This window comes from Moraxella sp. Pampa (assembly GCF_035181385.1).
Taxonomy (GTDB): Bacteria; Pseudomonadota; Gammaproteobacteria; order Pseudomonadales; family Moraxellaceae; genus Moraxella.
This window is the reverse complement of sequence record NZ_JAXCJK010000002.1, coordinates 237,797-257,577: the sequence shown is the minus strand read 5'-3', so window position 1 is coordinate 257,577 and position 19,781 is coordinate 237,797. Positions and strand designations below refer to the sequence as shown.

Annotated in this window: 20 protein-coding genes; 7 read left to right on the top strand and 13 right to left on the bottom strand. The window is 40.9% G+C overall.

From position 1 onward, the window contains the following. The first annotated feature begins 110 nt into the window (after positions 1–110). From dapA to purC, 3 genes are read left to right on the top strand one after another with little or no spacing between them, the layout of a single operon-like run. Entirely contained in the window at positions 111–1,016 is a 906-nt protein-coding gene (gene dapA / locus R0123_RS05565; RefSeq protein WP_323843375.1) for a 4-hydroxy-tetrahydrodipicolinate synthase, read from the top strand. 44 nt (positions 1,017–1,060) lie between these two features. After that, positions 1,061–1,336: a hypothetical protein gene (locus R0123_RS05560; protein ID WP_323841069.1), complete on the top strand. Its 276-nt coding sequence runs from the start codon at positions 1,061–1,063 to the stop codon at positions 1,334–1,336. Between the two features lie 53 nt (positions 1,337–1,389). Then, positions 1,390–2,106 carry a phosphoribosylaminoimidazolesuccinocarboxamide synthase gene (purC, locus tag R0123_RS05555; RefSeq protein WP_323841070.1) on the top strand — a complete coding sequence of 239 codons (717 nt, stop codon included), beginning with the start codon at positions 1,390–1,392 and terminating at the stop codon, positions 2,104–2,106. Positions 2,107–2,205: 99 nt separating this feature from the next. Here purC and parC read toward each other — a convergent pair whose 3' ends face one another. The 7 genes from parC to R0123_RS05520 all read right to left on the bottom strand — a co-directional run bounded on the left by parC (position 2,206) and on the right by R0123_RS05520 (position 9,762). Beyond that, positions 2,206–4,449 (bottom strand): DNA topoisomerase IV subunit A, encoded by a 2,244-nt coding sequence (parC, locus tag R0123_RS05550; protein ID WP_323843374.1) that lies wholly within the window; start codon positions 4,447–4,449, stop codon positions 2,206–2,208. Positions 4,450–4,548: 99 nt separating this feature from the next. Then, the gene (gene tenA, locus R0123_RS05545; protein WP_323843373.1) at positions 4,549–5,229 is read right to left on the bottom strand and encodes a thiaminase II; all 681 of its coding nucleotides are present in this window, start codon (positions 5,227–5,229) and stop codon (positions 4,549–4,551) included. Positions 5,230–5,325: 96 nt separating this feature from the next. Further along, positions 5,326–5,610 (bottom strand): 4a-hydroxytetrahydrobiopterin dehydratase, encoded by a 285-nt coding sequence (locus R0123_RS05540; protein WP_323841073.1) that lies wholly within the window; start codon positions 5,608–5,610, stop codon positions 5,326–5,328. 127 nt (positions 5,611–5,737) lie between these two features. After that, positions 5,738–6,388: a 3'-5' exonuclease gene (locus R0123_RS05535; protein ID WP_323843372.1), complete on the bottom strand. Its 651-nt coding sequence runs from the start codon at positions 6,386–6,388 to the stop codon at positions 5,738–5,740. An 11-nt stretch (positions 6,389–6,399) separates the two neighbouring features. Further along, complete coding sequence (locus tag R0123_RS05530) at positions 6,400–8,202, bottom strand: DUF294 nucleotidyltransferase-like domain-containing protein (RefSeq protein WP_323843371.1); 1,803 nt, start codon at positions 8,200–8,202, stop codon at positions 6,400–6,402. A 44-nt stretch (positions 8,203–8,246) separates the two neighbouring features. Further along, positions 8,247–8,519 (bottom strand): GNAT family N-acetyltransferase, encoded by a 273-nt coding sequence (locus tag R0123_RS05525; RefSeq protein WP_323843370.1) that lies wholly within the window; start codon positions 8,517–8,519, stop codon positions 8,247–8,249. Positions 8,520–8,853: 334 nt separating this feature from the next. After that, positions 8,854–9,762 carry a LysR family transcriptional regulator gene (locus tag R0123_RS05520; RefSeq protein WP_323841077.1) on the bottom strand — a complete coding sequence of 303 codons (909 nt, stop codon included), beginning with the start codon at positions 9,760–9,762 and terminating at the stop codon, positions 8,854–8,856. 468 nt (positions 9,763–10,230) lie between these two features. Here R0123_RS05520 and R0123_RS05515 point away from each other — a divergent pair, with 468 nt between their 5' ends. Then, on the top strand, positions 10,231–11,631 hold the full coding sequence (locus R0123_RS05515; protein WP_323843369.1) for a Na+/H+ antiporter NhaC family protein: 1,401 nt from the start codon (positions 10,231–10,233) through the stop codon (positions 11,629–11,631). 167 nt (positions 11,632–11,798) lie between these two features. Here the strand turns inward: R0123_RS05515 and R0123_RS05510 are convergent, their stop codons facing one another. The 4 genes from R0123_RS05510 to R0123_RS05495 all read right to left on the bottom strand — a co-directional run bounded on the left by R0123_RS05510 (position 11,799) and on the right by R0123_RS05495 (position 13,476). Further along, positions 11,799–12,002, bottom strand: a complete 204-nt coding sequence (locus R0123_RS05510) for a hypothetical protein (protein WP_323843368.1) — start codon at positions 12,000–12,002, stop codon at positions 11,799–11,801. 32 nt (positions 12,003–12,034) lie between these two features. Beyond that, complete coding sequence (locus R0123_RS05505) at positions 12,035–12,352, bottom strand: hypothetical protein (RefSeq protein WP_323841079.1); 318 nt, start codon at positions 12,350–12,352, stop codon at positions 12,035–12,037. Between the two features lie 329 nt (positions 12,353–12,681). Then, positions 12,682–12,936: a GNAT family N-acetyltransferase gene (locus R0123_RS05500; protein WP_323841080.1), complete on the bottom strand. Its 255-nt coding sequence runs from the start codon at positions 12,934–12,936 to the stop codon at positions 12,682–12,684. Positions 12,937–13,218: 282 nt separating this feature from the next. Beyond that, positions 13,219–13,476, bottom strand: a complete 258-nt coding sequence (locus R0123_RS05495) for a hypothetical protein (RefSeq protein ID WP_323841081.1) — start codon at positions 13,474–13,476, stop codon at positions 13,219–13,221. 360 nt (positions 13,477–13,836) lie between these two features. On the opposite strand from R0123_RS05495, the gene ettA reads away from it, so the two are divergent. Continuing rightward, entirely contained in the window at positions 13,837–15,498 is a 1,662-nt protein-coding gene (gene ettA, locus R0123_RS05490) for an energy-dependent translational throttle protein EttA (protein WP_323843367.1), read from the top strand. A gap of 66 nt (positions 15,499–15,564) precedes the next feature. Beyond that, positions 15,565–16,881, top strand: a complete 1,317-nt coding sequence (locus R0123_RS05485) for a hypothetical protein (RefSeq protein ID WP_323843366.1) — start codon at positions 15,565–15,567, stop codon at positions 16,879–16,881. Positions 16,882–17,141: 260 nt separating this feature from the next. Here R0123_RS05485 and R0123_RS05480 read toward each other — a convergent pair whose 3' ends face one another. Together R0123_RS05480 and R0123_RS05475 are read right to left on the bottom strand one after the other, a co-directional pair. Then, the gene (locus tag R0123_RS05480; protein ID WP_323843365.1) at positions 17,142–17,696 is read right to left on the bottom strand and encodes a mechanosensitive ion channel; all 555 of its coding nucleotides are present in this window, start codon (positions 17,694–17,696) and stop codon (positions 17,142–17,144) included. Next, positions 17,677–18,645, bottom strand: coding sequence for a mechanosensitive ion channel (locus R0123_RS05475; protein WP_323843364.1), 969 nt, complete (start codon positions 18,643–18,645; stop codon positions 17,677–17,679). The genes R0123_RS05480 and R0123_RS05475 overlap by 20 nt, the downstream gene beginning before the upstream one ends. 300 nt (positions 18,646–18,945) lie before the next feature. Here R0123_RS05475 and R0123_RS05470 point away from each other — a divergent pair, with 300 nt between their 5' ends. Beyond that, positions 18,946–19,728, top strand: coding sequence for an FKBP-type peptidyl-prolyl cis-trans isomerase (locus R0123_RS05470; RefSeq protein ID WP_323843363.1), 783 nt, complete (start codon positions 18,946–18,948; stop codon positions 19,726–19,728). The last annotated feature ends 53 nt before the right edge of the window (positions 19,729–19,781 follow it).

Sequence of the window (19,781 nt, the reverse complement as noted above, 5' to 3'; positions counted from 1 at the left end):
TGTAAAATAAATTCCGAAAAATCCGTCAAAAGCCAAATTAATTATGATAAACTAGACTTATTTTTGATGGTTTTACTTTCTTTTAAATTTTTGAAAAAATTGGCAATCTCATGACAGATACATATCAAAATATTAAGTCAAAATTACAAGGCTCTATCACCGCCTTGGTTACGCCGATGAAGACAGATGGGTCAGTGGATTACGATGCACTTGCTAGGCTTATTGACTGGCAAATTGCCGAGGGTACGCATGCACTTGTGGCGGTGGGAACAACAGGCGAATCGGCGACATTATCGATGGAAGAACACATTGAGGTCATGCAATTTTTTGTAAAATATGTTGCGGGGCGTGTGCCAGTCATTGCAGGGACAGGGGCGAACAACACACTTGAAGCCATAGAGCTGACCACTGCCGCCAAAGATGCTGGTGCTGACTGTGCATTATTGGTCGCACCTTATTATAACAAGCCAACCCAAGAGGGCATTTATCAGCACTATAAAGCCATCTCTGAGGCGGTTGATATGCCTCAGATGCTGTATAATGTGCCAGGTCGCACCGTGGTGGACATCAGCCAGCAGACTGTTGAGCGTTTGATGACTTTGCCAAATATCGTTGCCATCAAAGATGCAACAGGCAATATTGAGCGTGGTGTGGCACTCATCAAAGCGGTGGGCGAGCATATGATTGTGTTATCAGGTGATGACCCAACAGCACTAGAGCTGATCAAGCATGGTGCACAAGGCAATATTTCTGTGACATCTAATGTCGCTCCAAAGGTGATGAGCCAAGTGTTTGAACTGGCATTGGCTGGTGATTTTGATCAGGCAAACGCCATTCATGACCCCATTAAACACCTACATAAAGACCTATTTTGTGAATCTAGTCCACAGCCAATCAAGTACGCCTTGCACAAGATGGGCAAGATTGATAAAGGCATTCGTTTGCCACTGGTTTGGCTATCGGCAGAAAACCAGCTTGTCATTGATGCAGCACTCGCTAAGGCGAATTTGGTCTAATTTTTGTCCAAACTTGGGTTGGCAAGGTTAAACAAAGGATAACTATGAATACAACATTAAAAATTAGTGCATTGGTATTTGCCGCTACTGTGGCATTGACTGGTTGTAGTGCGACCAAAGACTGGTTGGGCAAGCGAGATGATGGCAGTTTGGATTATCAATCTAGTAAAAAACTTGACCCCATCAAGCTACCAGCTGATCAGCCTACCGCTGAGTTTACCCCATTATACCCTACACCAAATGTGGGGCAGGTGGACACCAGTTTGACAAATAAATTTGGCAAACAATTTGCCCTACCAAAACCGCCAACGGTAAACTAAACGACCATATTTTAATTTTTTTATACCTTTTTAATTAAAACAAGAGAGTTGAAATGCAAAAGCAAGCCCTATTGTATACTGGTAAAGCCAAATCTGTTTATGAGACTGAGCATGAAGATTATCTCGTACTGCATTTTCGCAATGACGCATCAGCATTCAACGGTGAGAAAATCGCTCAACTTGACCGTAAGGGCAAGGTAAATAACCGTTTTAATGCGTTCATCATGCAAAAGCTGAGCGAGGCAGGCATTGAGACGCATTTTGAGCGTCAGTTGTCAGAAGATGAAGTGTTGGTAAAACGCTTAAAAATGATTCCAGTAGAGTGCGTGGTGCGTAACTATGTCGCTGGTGGTCTGATGAAGCGATTGGGTCTTGCAGAAGGCTTGCCACTTTTGCCACCAACTTTTGAATTATTCTACAAGGACGATGCGTTGGGCGATCCGATGCTGTCAGAATCAACCGCTGTTGCATTAGGCTATGCTACTGCTGATGAGCTTGAGCAGATGAAAGCTTTGACCTATAAGGTCAATGAAGTATTGAGTAAAATCTTTGACGATGCAGGATTGATGCTTGTTGATTTTAAATTGGAATTTGGTCTGTTCCATGGTCGCATTGTGCTTGGTGATGAGTTCTCTCCAGATGGTTGTCGTCTGTGGGATAAAGAAACCAAGAAAAAACTGGATAAAGATCGTTTCCGTCAAGGCTTAGGCGATGTCGTAGAGGGCTATGAAGAGGTCGCTTTGCGTATTGGTGTGCCATTAGAAGGCTAAGAATAATAAAAAACCCAAGCGATGTCTTGGGTTTTTTTAGAACATGATGGCCAAAAAATAAGGACGAAAATCATCGTCCTTATTCACTCTTTGCTTTTCTTAGCGCTGTGTTGCCATGCGTTCCATGCCTGCCACATTCCAGTAGCCTTTTGGCAGTCTTGCACCACGCCCAGCTCGTTTGCCCATATAGTCCGTTAAATCAGCAGGCTTAATGGTGAGCGTGCGTTTGCCTGCGGTGATGACAAGATTGTCTGTACTGTTTAGGCTAACTAGGCTGATGAGCATTTCGTTATCTTTATCTTTTAGGTTGATGATTTTATTGCCTTTGCCTTTGACCAAACTTGGTAGGTCGGACAGCTCAAAAACCAGTAAATAGCCTGAATTGGTAAGAGCGGCGACTAGGGTATCGTCAGCTTTGATGTTGCTTATAGGCACCAATTGAGAGTCATTTAGGTTGATGATGGCTTTGCCTGCTTTTTGGTTGGTTTCAAAGTTACTTAATTTACCAACAAAGCCGTAGCCTGATGTACTTGCCAGCAGTACGCTGTCTGATTTATCACCAAATAAGATTTGTTCAATTTTTGCCCCTGTGGGTGGGTTTAGCATACTGGTGATGGGTTCGCCTTGACCACGAGCAGAGGGTAGGTTGATGGCATCTAAGGCGTAGCTACGCCCTGTATTGTCAAGCAAAATCAGTTTTTCATTAGACTTGCCTTGTGCAGATGCTTGATATTCATCGCCTGAGCGAAAATTCATGGCAGACACATCAATGTCATGACCTTTTGCCATACGAATCCAACCAGCCTTTGATAATACGACCGTTACCGCTTCACTTGGGATCAAATCGGTAGCCTTAATAGCGGCAGCCTCATGGCGTACTACCACAGGCGACATTCGCTCATCGCCATGGGCTTTCATATCGGCGGTCAGCTCATCAATGAGTAGGGTGGTTAAACGCTCTGGACTGGCAAGCTGTTCTATGATGGTGGCTCTTTCAAGTTCAAGTGCGTCCTTTTGGGCATTGAGTTCTATTTCTTCTAGTTTGGCAAGTTGACGAAGTTTGATGTCAAGAATGGCGTCCGCTTGAGTGTCAGTCAGCCCAAAGCGACTCATCAGTTCAAGTTTTGGGTCATCTTCATGGCGAATGATGGCAATCACCTCATCAATGTGCAAATAAGCCACGAGCAGACCTGCCAAGATATGCAGACGCTGATCAATCTTGCTTAGGTGATGCTCAAGTCTGCGAATAACCACTTGACGGCGACAGTCTAGCCATTCAGATAATATGGTTTTTAAATTTTTAACTTGTGGTTTGCCATTGACACCAATCATATTCATATTGACCCGAAAACTGGTTTCAAGGTCGGTGAGAGCAAATAAATGGCTCATGATTTTGTCAATGTCGGTCCTACCTTTTTTGAATTCAAGAAGGATTCGGCAGGCATTTTCATGATCAGACTCGTCATTGATGTCATTTAGCCAAGGTAATTTTTTGTCTGTCATTAGCTTGGCAATTTGCTCGATGACCTTATTGCCAGAGACTTGGTAGGGCAGTGCATCAATGATGACGATATTTTTTTCTTTTGGGTCAATGCGATAAGTTGCTCGCATTTTATAGCTGCCACGCCCTTGCTCATACATGGCGATCAGCTCATCTTGGGGGGTGATGATTTCAGCGTGAGTTGGTAAATCAGGGGCGATGAGAGTGTTGCACAGCTCACGCACAGATAAATTTGGGTTTTTAAGTAGCTTAATGCAGGTTTTGACTACTTCGGTTAAATTGTGTGGTGGAATGTCGGTGGCCATACCAACGGCAATGCCTGTTGTGCCATTTAATAAGATGTTTGGTAGGCGAGCGGGCAAAGTGGCAGGCTCTTTTAATGAACCGTCAAAATTATCCACCCAATCTACTGTGCCTTGTTCTAGTTCGGACAATAGTGTATTGGCGTAGTTGGACATTTTGGCTTCTGTGTACCGCATGGCGGCGAATGATTTTGGGTCATCAGCAGAGCCCCAGTTGCCCTGCCCTGCAATGAGTGGATAGCGATAACTAAATGGTTGTGCCATCAGTACCATTGCTTCATAACAGGCTGAGTCGCCATGTGGGTGGTATTTGCCCAAGACATCACCTACGGTGCGGGCAGACTTTTTGGGTTTGGCAGTGTGTTTTAGCCCAAGCTCACTCATGGCATAAACGATACGACGCTGGACAGGTTTGAGTCCGTCTGCAATGTGCGGTAAGGCACGGTCCATGATGACATACATGGCGTAATTTAGGTAGGCTGACTCGGTAAACTCAGCGATGGAGCGACTATCAAAAGTGGGCTGTTGATGGTTCATCATGATAAATGGCGGTCAATTGATATAAAAATTAACCGCCATTTTAGCAAATTTTTATTTTTTTTGCTAAATCAAATAAATTGTATTCACTGTCAAGATTAATCAGCTTAACTCATCAAGCCCACGCCATTTTGTCTGATGATAGGCACTTTCCCAAAACAGCCATTCTAATTTGGCGGCATCGGTATATGCTTGACGCATTTTGTTCAAGGTGTCTTGATCGGTACGCTTTGCAACCTTATCTATCACATCAATGACTTTTTGCACTGCTGTGTGAAACTCTGCACCAGCATAGGTATCAATCCATGCTTGATAAGGATTATTTGGCACAGATTTTTCATAAATATCTTGACCGACCTTAGCATAAATCCAAAAGCATGGTAATAAACTTGCCAGCACAACAGGATAGCTGTCGGCATAGGCACAAGCAATCAAGTAAGAAGTGTAATGATGGCAAGCTAGTGTTAAGGGAGTGTTCAAAAAGTCTTCACGGCTGATGCCAAAGTCTTGCATAAAACCATCATGTAGCGAACGCTCTACTACAATCGCCTCTTTTGCCGCCTCACTAAACAAAATCACCTCATCTGCTTGGTAGGCCTTGGCAGCACAAACTGAAAGTGCTCGTCCATAGGCAAGCAGATAATGGGCATCTTGAATGACATAATGGCTAAAAGCTTCCTTGGATAATGTTCCTGCTGCCAGCTCCTGATTAAAAGGCAGGTTAAGCGTTGCCTTGTAAAGTGGTAAATTTTCTTGCCAAAGAATTTGACTAAATGTTTGCACGGTTGTCCTTGTGATTGTCTTTCAATGACCATTTAAAGTTTGTGATGCTATAAAAAGCCAAAAAAGCTTTGTTGTGGCTATCTTGGCTTTATGAGTTTAGTTGGTAAAAGATGCTTCTAATCGCTTGGCAAGCTGAATATCTCGACTTTGTAGTGTGCCACCTGCAATGTTGCCGATGCGTACTTTAAGTGTGGTGTAGCAGTTTTCCCATTCTGGATAATGTTCAAGAGCCTGAGCGTGAAATGATGCTTTGACGATGAATGCTACCACAGAAGCAAAATCGTTGAACTCATAGGAACGCACAAGGCTGTTACCATCTAGCTGCCATGCAGGCAAATTGTCTAATTGTAGGGCGACTTGATCGGAGGTCAGACTGCTCATAATTATCCTTAAAATTGACTAAAAATATTCGCTAGTTTAGCACATTTGCAACCAAAAACCAGCATCTTTGTGTTGTAATCTTTTTTGAATTTTTAGGTTGATTTGGGTGCGTAGCCTGCTGGTAAAATCAGTCCAATTGACTTTTTAAATGACAAAATAACATGGCGGTCATGAGTGCATCATTCATTGAGTCGTGTGCAGGCAATATGGGGATTTTGTGTGCAATTAAAAGCTCGTTTAAATGGCGTTTATCAATAGGTATGTCGCTGTTTTTGTTGATTTTTTGGCGGAGCTTTTGATCAAGATTGGCAACATCAATCAAGGCATTGGGCAATTTGGTGCCCAATTTTGATTTGGCGAGGGTATTGATAAAAGCCATGTCCATACTTGTGCAAAAGCCCACAATGGGACGACTGCCGATGAATGGTAATAGCTTATCTAGCATCTCGTCATAGTTCATGCCGCTTTCTACATCAATAGGACGCAGGCCATGTATGACGATGCTGTTGGTATCTGGCATGATAGGAGGGTGGCAGATGATGCTGAGCATATCTGAGGTATCAATGACAAAGCTTTTATTTGTTTGTTTGATTTTGACCGCCCCCACACTTAGGATATGGTGAGTTTTGGCATTTAGGCCAGTCAGTTCCAAATCTAGGCTTACCCACTCATCAGCAGGTGGCTCATTAAATAAATAGTCGTATGCCAGATCGGTTAATTTACTTTTTGATTTAAGTCTTTGATGATTACTAAATATCTTTTTTAAAAAATCAAACATGGTGCACTCATTTATCCTACAAACACATCAAGACGATAATGGCGTGTGATGAAGCCCTTGAAATATTTAACCACCGCAAGACTTTCTTTGAGTAGGTCCCGTTCCAGTGAGGAGAGTGTATCTGGGTTAACCTTGCGGGCGGACTTGTTGTCGGTGATTAAAGCGACTGCTAGGCGTTTACTTAGAAAAAATTCAAGTGCTTCTGTGATGTTTTGAGCAGTCTTTTCATCGATAACTTTTAGTGTCGCCAGTTGATGCAGACGCTGGCGAGTACCGGTCTCATCAATGCCATATTCAAGTGTCAAGGCACGCACGCCATGTACAATAGGAAATATGCCTGCCTTTTTTAGATCAATATCATTGTCCGCACCGCCTGTGAATTTTTGCCAAAAATTTGCACGGCTTGCCATTTGTAAGGTTGGTGCAGCAAAGCGGTTGATGAAATTAGCGTGAGTGTGCTTGGCGACATACTGCCAGTGTGATTTTAGTTCATGAAATAATGCCACATCACCACATACAGGGTGTGCGTCTATGAGTGTGGCAAGGTGCACCATCGGCTCGCCACCTGTTGCTCCGACCCATGAGGTAACTTGGGTTTTAAAGTCGCTGATTGATTTTCGCCAAGTAGGATTGGTCATCATGATATTGCCATCACAATACGGATAGCCCAGCTCAAATAATGCATCGTTAAAGTTTTGGGCATATTGTGGTAAATTGTCATCAATGAACCCATCACGAATGATGAGTGCGTTATCTTGGTCGGTACGCATGACCTGCTCACCACGACCTTCTGACCCCATGACGATCATGCAGGTGTTGGCGATGACGCTGTGCGGGACGATAAGTTGCCATACTTTGGTAAAAACATGGATGTTAAGACTTTGGACGATACGACCAATGACATGAATTTTCATGCCACTTTGTGTCTGATGACGGATAAACTTGCCAATCATCTCAACGCCTATTGCGACATCAGCAAGGCTTTGGGCTTGATCGATGCGTTGTGTGATGAGCTGGGACTGATTGGTCAGATAGTTTAAAAGCTCGGTTTGACCAATCACACCTGTAATATTTCCTTGGTCATTAACAATCGGTAGGCGATGCACTTTTTTACCGATCATCATGATGAGTGCTTCGCTTAAATCATGGTTTTCGTGAATGGTGTACAAATCAAACCTGCTGTAATGACGCACTGCTGTTGTCATAAAATCTGCTTTATCTGTGATGGCACGGCAGACATCGGTTTGGGTAAGTATGCCTACGCCATTTGGAGAATTGACCAAAATGTGCTTGGCATCAACCGCTACCATGCAACAGGTTGCTTCATATAGTGTGGCGGTATCAGCGATAAAATGAGGCGTACGGATATGCTCACCAATGCTAGATACAGGGCGATAGAGCATTTGTTGATTTTGACTATGGGCGGTGCGTGCGTCTTGTTTGGATTTGCGTGCGGTAAGATCGGCAAATAATAGTGTTTGTAAATGCTCATTTGTTTGGCTGATGGCGTTTATCATTTTGCCATTTAGATGGTAGAGTAGGCTTTGTTCTTGGGTGATGACATCAAAGGCATGACCGTCCTTGTCCGTCAAAGCAAACCAATCTCCCACAGCCAATCCTGCGACCAGCTCACCATCTTGATGCTGGGTTAATTTTCCTTTGATTACAATGAATAAGTCATCACGCCAATCATGACAAATGGCGGTGTTTTGTGGCAGGTAGATGATTTGACTGGCATTGGCCAGCATTTTTCGTTCGTTGTCAGTTAAGACATCAAAGGGCGGTGTAAACAGGTGATTTAATGCGTGATTCATTATACTTCCTTGTATTATTGACTTCCTTGTATTATTGGGTCAAATCACGCCAGCAGGGCTTGGTATTCTGGATTTTTGTCAATATAAGCTGCAATAAAGCCACAAGCTGGCACAACTTTTTTGCCATGATGATGTGCATGGTCTAAGGCATATTTGGTCAATGCCTTGCCAAGTCCTTGACCACCCAGCTGACTGGGTACGATGGTGTGATGATAAGTCAATATCTTGCCATCATCAGTATAGCTAAGATAAGCGGTGATGCCATCAATGGTGGTTTCAAAACGATGGAGGTCGGTGTTATGGGTGATGATGGGCATGGATAATTCCTTAAAAGTAAGGTGGATTGACTTAGCATAAAGAATTTTTTTGGTGTTGTAAATGCTTTTAATCAAAATCTTGTTTTTAAAACAAAAAACGCTGATGGTAAAAAATTTTGAAATAAAAAAAGCCTTGATACTGCATGATTTTAATCATGCTGATACCACAAAACCATCATTGCTTGCCTATTGTGGTATTGATGGTGGGCAGGCTTGGCGTTTTGTTTGTTTTGGGTTTTGATGTGATGTGGTTGGCTGGTGGGGCATACTATATATTTTGACCAAATGATGATTTTGACCAAATTTATTTTTTGTCAAAAAAGTGGTGGGTCAATCATGTTTTATGTACGCCCCAATTCTTTGCATGGTCTTGTAAGAATTGTTGAAACACTAACACCGCAGGCGTAGGTGAGCGGTGCTTGTGAGCATAAAGTAGAAATTTGCGTTCAATCATTGGGGTGGTGATGGGTATCATCACAAGATTGTGCTGTTTTACCCAAGTTTTGGCATAAGTTAATGCCAAAGTAATGCCAAGTCCCATTTGGGTTACACCCAGTGCTGTGGATAAAAAATTTACTTCATAATCTGCACGAAACAATCGCTTGGATAACTCTGTCGGTAGGGTGTTGCGGATTTGCTCGGCAAAGGCGGATTGTAGTGTGATGATCTCTCCTTTGGGAATGTCTTGCCATGCCACTTCTTTTAGGCCTGCAAGTGCATGACCAAGCTTTACAACAAGATAAAAAGGTGATGAGAACAGCTCGCTTGCCACGATATTGTTGCTAAATGGATATTCAGGACCAATGCCAATATCAGCATCTAAAATCTGCACTTTTTCCATCACCTCGCCGATACCACAGTCAATCAGACTGACCTGAATGTCGGGGTGTGTTTGCTTGAATTCTTGAATGAGTTTGGGCATGATGGTGGCGGCAAGTTGCTGGCTGGCAGCGATGCGTACCTTGCCTTGGTGGTAGTCTTTGATGTCATAAATCTCCCCATTAAATAAACGCATGTCATCAAGTACCTTTAGGGCATATGGCATCAGCCGTTCACCTGCATCTGACAAATGAATTTGCCTTGTGGTGCGGTCAAACAATACAATGCCAAGCTGATTTTCCATTTCCTTGATTAATCCGCTCAAAGACGACTGGGTTAAATACAGCTCGTCTGCTGCCTTGGTAAAGCTTTTGTGGCGAGCCACCGCAATAAAGGCATTGAGCTGGCGTAGTGTTACATTCATGGTGTTATCCAATAAATAAAAACAAAAAAAATCAGTTGTGCATGTGGGTGGCTATTTTATGATAAAGATGAATGACTTGCAACAGTCCATTGATGCGACATTGATGCTGTATTTTTTGGGGGTTATAAGTGTTTTTTGTTGGTTGATTGTGTTAATCAAGCACTTGTGATTTATCTATTTGACAATCCAATGAGAGAGTGTATTTTTTAATTCATAGATGATTTTTTCATCTTGTCAATAACCGTGCGTTTTTCTTTGAATTGTGCGGTTGTTTTTTGTTAGAATGGCGGTTTATTAAATGATTAAAGACCTTAGGATTGTTTGTCATGGTGATAAAAGGGCCGTGATAAACAAAGCATATTTAAAAGCAAAATCAGGGGGTTGGTGAACTTTTTGAAATTTTATGATATCAATTAATCACTTACATTAGCAAAATAGCATCAATTTATTACTTTTTAGGTTAAAACTATGTCAAAGACAGGCTCTTCACTTCTTACTTTAACCCCAAAACAAGCCATTCCGATTGCGGTGATGATTGTTTTTGTACTTGGTATAACGATGATTAAATGGGGGTTTGTGCCTTTATTGTCGTTGCTGATTGTGATTTTTGGCTTGATGATGTATGGCATGGCAAAGGGTGTAACCTTTGACGCTATGCAAAACAAAATGATAAATGGCGTTACCACAGGTATGGGGGCGATTTATTTATTTTCGTTTATTGGTTTATTGGTATCGGCTCTGATGATGAGTGGGGCGATTCCGACTTTGATTTATTATGGGTTTGATGTATTGTCGGCAGAGTGGTTTTATTTGTCGGCATTTATTTTATCCAGCGTGATTGGGTTGGCATTGGGTAGTGGCTTTACCACGTGTGCAACGGTGGGCGTGGCTTTTTTGGGTATGGCAACGGCTTTTGGGGCAAATCCTGCAATCGTGGCAGGGGCGGTGGTGTCTGGGGCACTTTTTGGCGATAAAATGTCGCCTTTGTCAGATACGACAACCATTTCGGCATCTATTGTGGGGGTGGATTTGTTTGACCATATCAAAAATATGATGTATACCACCCTGCCTGCGTGGGTGATTACGGCTATTATTTTTGTATTTATGCCGTCTGCCAGTGGTGATTTTTCAGCAGTGGCAGAATTGCAGGGTAATTTGATAAAAAGTGGGCTGGTACATGGCTACACGCTGTTGCCTTTTGCGGTGCTGGTTGTTTTAGCCTTAATGAAAGTCAATGCGATTTATACCATTACAGCGACCATTGTTGTGGCATTAGGGTTGACTTATACGCATTCTAGTCCTGATTTGGCACAGGTTGGCGGTTGGTTTTTTACAGGTTATTCGTTACCTGACGGTGTGGATTTGGGTTCGGTTGGTAAACTGGTGGCTCGTGGCGGTTTGCAAAGTATGTTTTTTACCCAAGTTTTGGTGATTTTAGCACTTTCATTGGGTGGGTTATTACAAGGCTTGGGCATTTTACCTGCTTTGCTTGACGGTATGCGTCATCTTTTAACCAAAGCAAGTCGTGGCGTGGCTGCGGCGGCATTTACTTCGTTTGGGATTAATGTGTTGGTCGGTGAGCAGTATTTGAGTTTATTGTTATCAGGGAATGCTTTTTTACCTGAATATAAGCGATTGGGTCTGCACCCACGCAATCTGTCTCGTACCATTGAAGATGCAGGTACGGTGATTAATCCGCTTGTGCCTTGGGGGGTATATGGGGGATTTTTGACGGGCGTATTTGGTATGCCTGTCATTCATTATGTGCCATATGCGTTTTTCTGTTATTTGTGCTTTGTCTTAACATTGATTTTTGGGTTTACTGGGATTACGATTTCTCAATTAGAGCCTACCAATAATGATGGATGATCATCATTTGTTTTGGACAAAGTTTTGGGTGGGGGAAGTGTTTGTCTGAGTATTTTGGCATTTTTATCATGGGGGCTAAGATGCTCCTATTATTTTGGGCTGGTTGCCGTCTTTTTTGAAGGCTATTTTTTGGTGCATAAACAAGTGGTCACTGGGCAAAATTTTAATTACCCACAAGTATTTTTGGTAGGTAGTGTGGCAAGTTTATTTTTTATGCCCTGAATTGGCGAGGTAGTAGAACTATTGGCGATAATTATTCCAGTGGTCGGACTGTCAGCAGTGATTTTGGCAATGGTGTTTTCACCCAAAGTAGATACTTGGGCGATGTTGGCTAAAAATCTAAACCACCTAAACTTATAAAAAATAGCCATTACGACATAATGGCTATTTTTGTTTGATATAATTAACGGCATTGTTTCTTTTGATAAATATCAGTAAGTTTGTTTTGGCGTTCTTTGGCAGCCTCAATCGCCTCTTCAGTGTTGGCATAAGTAGCAAATAATGCAGGAATGAAGAACAGTGCCGCAGCGACATTTTTGCCAGTAACCTTGCGTTCTGCACGAGCGTCTTGCTCAAATTTTTTGGCTTCGGCAATTTCTGATTTGATTTGTTCGCAGGTCAGCTGATGGTCATTGAGCTTGTTGGCTTCAACAATGTGTGGCGTCGCACAAGCAGACAGTATCGCAGCGGTCGCAATAATGGCAGCAAATTTGATTTTCATAAGAGTTTCCTTGATTTTGGATTTGTATACATATTGATAAGTTAAAATAATAACATATCAATTATTCAACTATACAACAACTTAACAAAAAGTCAATTAGTAGACACAAGATTTTTTTGTAATCACACAAAATGATTTGCTACAAAGCCCAAAGCGTGCGATAACATTTGGTTAAATTTTAAAAAATAAAGGTAACTTATGACTCAATACATCTACACGATGAACAAAGTCTCCAAAATCATACCGCTCAAGCGCGAGGTTTTAAAGGACATTTCATTGTTATTTTTCCCACGCCCCAAAAGTTGGCATTGTGCTGGCTTTGGGGTTTTTTATTGCGGATTTTTTGCTAAATACCGTGCCACAAAACTGCAACTTGGTACAACCGTCTTACCATTATCACGCGCATAATCAAGGGCAAATTTGACCAGATCCGTCCCACGCCCCGCCCACCCAAGCTCAGGCGGAACAATGGCGTGGTTATAATCTAAGGTATTATCATCAATATTTTCATAACTTAAAAAGGCGGTATGTCTGTCAATCACGGTTTCAAATCTTTGGGTGGTGGGGTTATGGGTGATGTGCATTGTAAAGTCCTTAAAATGGCTTGCAAAATGGGGAAATTTGGATTATGCTAATACAAATTTTATAAAATGAAAAATGGCAAGTTATCATATCGTAGTCGTAGGTGTTTACCATGCACTAGAAAAACTTAAAGAATTTTGAGAAAATAGTGTGATGTCTATGACTTATCTAGTACAGCCATATTTTTTGCTTGTTATGTCTTGAAATTCAAAAAGAATTTACATAAAAAAATCCTACTTATCAGTAGGATTTTTTTATGTAAAGGTTCTGTCAAAATCTAAATACTAGCGACAAACTACATCATCTTTTTTAAGATTATAATCTTTTACCTGCTTTGACATTTGATCTTGAAGCATTTCCCAAAAAATACTCTTTGCTCCTGAACTAGAATCTGCTGTAATCTTTGCTGTTGCTAAATTTTCTATTGTAACACTACTATATTTAGCATCAATCTTACAATGGTAAGTAGCTCTAGCAGAAGCGACTTGGGTGGCAAACATAGTAGCTATGGTGAGCGAACTAATAAATATCACTTTTTTCATGATAAAATCCTTAACAGTTTGAACTAAAAATTAGAGACTATGGTTCTTTATAGTATCACTCCCTCCCACAATGTCAAGGCTTGTTGTGAGAAATTTTAAAATATTGAAAGTAAGCTGACATAAACAATCCTTAAACCCCACACTATATCTCCTAAGCACTTTAAACTGATTAGGTAATATGCCATCACAAAAACTGAAAATTGTGAGAAAATGGTTTGGGTTTTGAGCTTAACTTGGTTTAGACCCAAAGTTTTAATAAAATTTAAAAACCTTGCCCTAAAGACCAAATAATGCGATAATAGCAAGTTAAATTCCCCATTTTCATTTTCCAATTTTTCTTTTTAAATCAAAAGGATAGCTATGGCTCAATACATCTACACGATGAACAAAGTCTCCAAAATCATACCGCCCAAGCGTGAGATTTTAAAGGACATTTCATTGTCATTTTTCCCTGGTGCCAAAATTGGCGTTTTGGGGCTAAACGGTGCAGGCAAATCCACCTTGCTACGCATTATGGCAGGCGTGGATACCGAATACAATGGCGAGGCACGCCCCCAAGCTGGCATCAAAATTGGCTATTTGCCCCAAGAACCCCAGCTTGACCCCAATAAAGATGTGCGTGGCAATGTGGAGGACGGCGTGCGTGAAGCATTGGACGCCCTTGACCGCCTAAACCAAATCTATGCCGAATATGCCGAGCCCGATGCCGATTTTGACAAATTGGCGACAGAGCAAGGCAAAATGGAGGACATTATTCAGGCGTGGGACGCCCACAATCTGAACACCCAATTAGAAAAAGCGGCGGACGCCCTACGCCTGCCACCGTGGGACGCCGATGTCGCCAAATTGTCTGGCGGTGAAAAACGCCGTGTGGCATTGTGCCGACTGCTTTTGTCTAAGCCTGATATGCTCTTACTTGACGAACCGACCAACCATTTGGACGCAGAAAGTGTGGCGTGGCTTGAAAGATTTTTAAAAGATTATTCAGGCACGATTGTGGCGATTACCCACGACCGCTACTTTTTGGACAATGTGGCAGAGTGGATTTTGGAGCTGGACCGTGGCTATGGCTATCCGTATGAGGGCAATTATACCGAATGGCTAGAACAAAAAAACAAACGCCTAGAACAAGAGCAAAAGCAAGAAGAAGCCTTTGCCAAAGCCTTAAAGCAAGAACTAGAATGGGTACGCAAGAACCAAAAAGGGCAACAAGCCAAATCTAAATCTCGCCTAGAACGCTTTGAAGAAATGAACTCTCGTGAGTTTCAACAGCGTAACGAAACGGCAGAGATTTATATCCCACCAGGATCAAGACTTGGCAACAAAGTCATTGAAGTTAAAAATATCTCCAAATCCTTTGACGGTCGTGTATTGTACGAGAACCTATCCTTTACCGTACCGCCAATGGCGATTGTGGGCATTGTTGGGCCAAATGGGGCGGGCAAAACGACCTTGTTTAATATGATAACAGGCAAAGACACGCCCGACACAGGCACGGTAGAAGTGGGCGAGAGCGTCAAAGTCGCCTATGTGGGGCAGGTGCGTGATAATCTGGACGACAAAAAAACCGTATGGGAGGAGGTGTCAGACGGTTTGGATATGATTACGGTGGGCGAGTACACCACGCCAAGCCGTGCGTATATCGGACGCTTTAACTTTAAAGGGCAAGACCAACAAAAACTGGTGGGCAATTTGTCAGGTGGTGAAAGAAATCGCTTGCAATTGGCCAAAACCCTAAAACAAGGTGCCAATGTCATCTTGCTTGACGAACCGTCCAATGACCTTGATGTGGAAACCTTGCGAGCGTTGGAAGATGCGGTGCAAGTTTTCCCAGGAACAGTGATGGTGGTGAGCCACGACCGCTGGTTTTTGGATAGAATTTGTACGCATATTTTGTCATTTGAAAATGAAGAGCCTGAATTTTTTGACGGCAATTATTCAGAATATGAAAAATGGCGTAAAGACAGACTGGGTGCAGACGCCACCCCCAAAAGAGTGAAGTATAAGAAGATTGGGGGTTGATTTAACTTTAAATAATAAAAACAGCGACTTAAATGGGTCGCTGTTTTGGTAACGGAATAAATTTTTATGTTTAAACTATTTTGTAATAAAACCAACAATAACCCATCTGCACCAAATCTTGATTGCAATCATACCATCTTTGACATTAAAGAGAATTTAATAGATATTAAGAATAATATTGAGCAAATCAGAGAAAGTAATTACAAAGAAAACCAAATAAATTGGAAATTTATATTAACAACTGCTCCTTTGTATTTTTCATTATTGGCATTTTTTGCTATTCTGATTGGTGCTTTGAAAACGCATTCTTATTTAAATAGTATTGGCTATATCAGTATTTTTTCCGAAACAATGACCAATCCTTCTGCACTGGTTGCAATTGTCGTTGCTTATTCACTTATGGTGTTTTTATTATTGGTTTATTTTGCTTTACCATTTCTCAATTTTATGATATTAAATCATAGCAATAAATTTTTTAAAAGTGAAGAAATTAATAATGAAATTCCTAGATTTTTATTCAAAAATCTAACCTTATATTCAATAGCATCAATACTCACTATTCTTTGGTTTTTGAATACTTATTTTAATTGGAACTTTTTAGAAGATATATTAGGCTTTATTTTTATATACTGTACCGCAATATCTATATGTTTTTCCTTTAAATGCAAAAGTTTTTCTGAAGGTATTTTAATTTTTTCTGCCCTCTTTTTTATATGGCTTTATTCTTGCTTTTATCCCATAGCTTATTTACAAATAATTGCCTTATTTGAAAATAGAGAAAATCGGCAGTGGTGCATAATTTTAGCATTTATTGCAATACCTATTTTAATAAATATTTTTTCATTTTTTGTACTAACATCACAGAAGAAATTGTCAGTAAACAAAAGAAGAAACGATATTTTTATGGGTATTGTATCTTTATTGTTTTTGTTGTTATTTTCTTTTATCCTAACTTTCACAACCAAATTTTCAGACTTATCTTTATATGTTCCAAGATTTATAGAAAAACCCAAAGACGCATCTTGGTATCTTATCCATAACGGAAATACAGTTTCCAATGCCATCAATGGAATGACCACAAAAGACATAAAGAAACAAAAAGAATTATTAAATGCTGATGAATGCCAAAAGTATTTGGGCGAAACATACAAAGAAAAATGCACTGCTGATAATCAAGAAATTTTTAGACAGCGAGAAACCGCCCTATACGGCTATATGGCTTGGAACTTAGGAAACACCAAAGTATTTTGCCCTGTGTCGGTGGATTTCTTTGATGATAAGAGTGATAATGACGAAAAAAGTGATGATAAAGAAAAATCTCAAAAATGCCTTGTCATTGACAGCAAGTATTTGCAGCTTATCAGCGAACATTATTTAAATTAACCAACGGAGCGATAAACGATATCTTTAACCAGCTCAAAACTCTAGCGACGATAATTTGTACACAATATTTTAATTTTAATCAATAAAGATTTTATAAAATTATCGTCAAAATGATGCATTTTATTATATCCAAAAGGCTTAAAGGACGATCAAGATGTTAATTTTTCCCAAAATCTTGTTATCAAACTCAGTGGGGCAAAAACCATAAAGCAATAAAAAAACGACATTCTTCGATGTCGTTTTTGCTTTGTCATTTTGAATTAAAGAGGCGCATCTTTATCTTGTGCGTTTTTTGGCAAAATGACTTTATGGCTAGCTTCGCTTTCTGCCTTGTCTTGGATACGCCTTAAAAGGCGAGCAGCTGCTTCACGACCACCCAAACCAAAGGATAGGGCGAATGCCACAGCGACTGAGCCTAGGGTTAGACCAAAGGCAAGGTTTACGATACTATCTGCGATGCCCATTGCTTTTAGACCCATTGCCAGCACCAAGCCCATGATCAGCACACGCACGATATTGGCTAAAAATTGACTGCCTTGTTCAGAGCGTGCCACTGCCCCTGCGATGATGTTTGCCAACCAAAAACCGATGGTCAAGATGATTGCACCTAAGATAATTTGGCCGCCAAAGGCGACAAACAAGGCAATGATGTTGCTGATGTGATTAAAGCCCAACAAATCTGCGGCTGCAATGCTTGCAAATAGCATGGCAAAAAATACAATGGCACACCCAACCAAATCAGAGAATTTTTTCTCACCAAGAACGCTTTGAAGACCAAGTTTGGTGGGCAGTGTGTCAATTTGGGTGTTTGCCAAAATACCCCTTGATGATGTTGGCAAGCATACGCACCACATAATAAGTAATCACTAAGATTGCTACTGCTGTCAATATATTTGGCAACTGTTCTAGGACTTTATTTAACATATTTGTTGCTGGGCGAGATATGGCATAAACTTTTAGGGCATCTAATGCGGCAATGGTGAATGGCACGATGACCAGCATGAATGACAAAGAACCTGCAATAGATGGCAAGCTGTTTTGTTTGCTAATACCAGCTTTGCTGGCCAGTGCTTGGATATTAAAACTTAAAACCAGATTTGTTACAATACCACGCACCACTTTGGCAACGATATAACCAACAAAGAATACCAAACCTGCCATCAAAGCGTTTGGAATAAAATTAAAAGCTTTATCAATCATATGAGTCAGTGGTGCAAATAGACCATCTAGTCCCAATCGACCCAGCACAATGGTCAATACCATAAGAAGAATGAACCAATATATGATGTCGGCAATTGTACCGCTCATTGGTTTTATGCCAGCGTTTTGGCAAAGTTTTTCATCAAGCGTGGTTTTGGCTAGGGCGGTATTTGGTGCATTGCGAGTGATGTTCGCAACAATCCAGTCAATCACGCCAATAGCAACAACAGCAAGTAGATTGGGTAAGAATAACAAGACTTGGTTAACCATATTGGCAAATGGAGCGGAGATTGAGTTTAGGTTGAGTTGGTTGAGTGCCGCAGAAATGCTAATGATGAGCACAAACCAAAAGACGATTTTGCCAATCATGTTGTTCAGGTCGTAATGATGGCCTGTTGATTGACTGATGCGTTCGTTCAGGCTGAGCGTGGCCAAGCCTTTTTTGGTTAATGATGCCAAGCTTAGGGCGATTATCCAACCTAAAATAAAGATTAAAGTTGCACCAATGACAGAACCGATAGGACCTTGTAGGTATTGGTTAAAGATGGCGAAGTTCATATTCATATGGTGTTCCATAAATATACTCCGAAGCTAAGATTTTTTTTTGGTATGATTTGTTGTGATAAGGTCGAATTCATCAATCAAATCAGTTACAATAGTTACAATCGTGCAAATTGTAACACCTCAAACAGCCAAAATTTTGCTGTGGATAAGCTTTCATAACAATATTAACAATTACTATACATTGTGAGCTAAAATTCGTGGTTTTGGGGCGTATTTTTTGGTATGATGTACCGTTATGGGTATTTGCTCATTGGCTTAAAAATTTTCAACCAATTTTTATCATACAATATTGAGAATATTATGAAAAAACAAACTTTACTTGCTGCTAGTATCATGGCAATGTTAGCATTGGCAGGCTGTAACAAAGATGCTGATGCAACCACAACCAAAGTTGCTAAAAAATCTACCGTAGTTACCGAACAAAGCGCCGAAACTCAGAAAATCAGCTATATCATCGGTTATCAGCAAGGCGAAAACTTAAAGAACACTGCCATGCAGATGAGTGAAGAGCTTGATATGGACATCTTCACTAAGGCTGTAAAAGACGCTTATGCTGGTAAAGAAAGTGCTTTGACTGATGAGCAGATTGAGGCGGTTGGTAAGGCCTTTGAAGAGCGAAAAATTAAAGAAGCTGAAGAAAAAGCCACCAAAAACAAAACAGATGGCGAACAATTTTTGGCTGAAAATGCCAAAAAAGCAGGTGTACAGACCACCGCATCTGGTTTGCAATATAAAGTTATTAAAGAAGGTACTGGCAAACAACCAAAAGTAACAGATGTTGTAACCGTGCATTATGAGGGAAAACTCATTGATGGCAAGGTATTTGATTCATCGTATGAGCGTGGGATTCCTGCCCAGTTTAAGCTAAATGAGGTGATTAAAGGTTGGACTGAGGGCTTGCAATTGATGAAAGAAGGTGGCAAGTATGAACTGTATGTACCAAGTGAGCTTGCCTATGGTGATGCGGGCAATCCTGTGATTGAGCCAAACAGCGTACTTATCTTCACAGTAGAGCTCTTAAATGAAGCTGCCGTTAAAGATGCACTAAAAAAAGCACAATCAGCCACCGAGGCTAAGAAGTAATCACAAGCTAGATATTGCTTTTTTATTTTCACAAAAAACCCTTGATTTGCAAG

Bases quoted from the DNA above. Each gene is read 5' to 3' on its own strand.
- R0123_RS05500 (WP_323841080.1), bottom strand. From the start codon at position 12,936: ATGCACATCACCCATAACCCCACCACCCAAAGATTTGAAACCGTGATT.
- dapA (WP_323843375.1), top strand. From the start codon at position 111: ATGACAGATACATATCAAAATATTAAGTCAAAATTACAAGGCTCTATC.
- R0123_RS05520 (WP_323841077.1), bottom strand. From the start codon at position 9,762: ATGAATGTAACACTACGCCAGCTCAATGCCTTTATTGCGGTGGCTCGC.
- R0123_RS05510 (WP_323843368.1), bottom strand. From the start codon at position 12,002: ATGGCTATTTTTTATAAGTTTAGGTGGTTTAGATTTTTAGCCAACATC.
- R0123_RS05495 (WP_323841081.1), bottom strand. From the start codon at position 13,476: ATGAAAAAAGTGATATTTATTAGTTCGCTCACCATAGCTACTATGTTT.
- R0123_RS05485 (WP_323843366.1), top strand. From the start codon at position 15,565: ATGTTTAAACTATTTTGTAATAAAACCAACAATAACCCATCTGCACCA.
- R0123_RS05525 (WP_323843370.1), bottom strand. From the start codon at position 8,519: ATGCCCATCATCACCCATAACACCGACCTCCATCGTTTTGAAACCACC.
- R0123_RS05560 (WP_323841069.1), top strand. From the start codon at position 1,061: ATGAATACAACATTAAAAATTAGTGCATTGGTATTTGCCGCTACTGTG.
- parC (WP_323843374.1), bottom strand. From the start codon at position 4,449: ATGATGAACCATCAACAGCCCACTTTTGATAGTCGCTCCATCGCTGAG.
- R0123_RS05535 (WP_323843372.1), bottom strand. From the start codon at position 6,388: ATGTTTGATTTTTTAAAAAAGATATTTAGTAATCATCAAAGACTTAAA.
- R0123_RS05540 (WP_323841073.1), bottom strand. From the start codon at position 5,610: ATGAGCAGTCTGACCTCCGATCAAGTCGCCCTACAATTAGACAATTTG.
- ettA (WP_323843367.1), top strand. From the start codon at position 13,837: ATGGCTCAATACATCTACACGATGAACAAAGTCTCCAAAATCATACCG.
- purC (WP_323841070.1), top strand. From the start codon at position 1,390: ATGCAAAAGCAAGCCCTATTGTATACTGGTAAAGCCAAATCTGTTTAT.
- R0123_RS05515 (WP_323843369.1), top strand. From the start codon at position 10,231: ATGTCAAAGACAGGCTCTTCACTTCTTACTTTAACCCCAAAACAAGCC.
- R0123_RS05470 (WP_323843363.1), top strand. From the start codon at position 18,946: ATGAAAAAACAAACTTTACTTGCTGCTAGTATCATGGCAATGTTAGCA.
- R0123_RS05475 (WP_323843364.1), bottom strand. From the start codon at position 18,645: ATGAATATGAACTTCGCCATCTTTAACCAATACCTACAAGGTCCTATC.
- R0123_RS05505 (WP_323841079.1), bottom strand. From the start codon at position 12,352: ATGAAAATCAAATTTGCTGCCATTATTGCGACCGCTGCGATACTGTCT.
- R0123_RS05530 (WP_323843371.1), bottom strand. From the start codon at position 8,202: ATGAATCACGCATTAAATCACCTGTTTACACCGCCCTTTGATGTCTTA.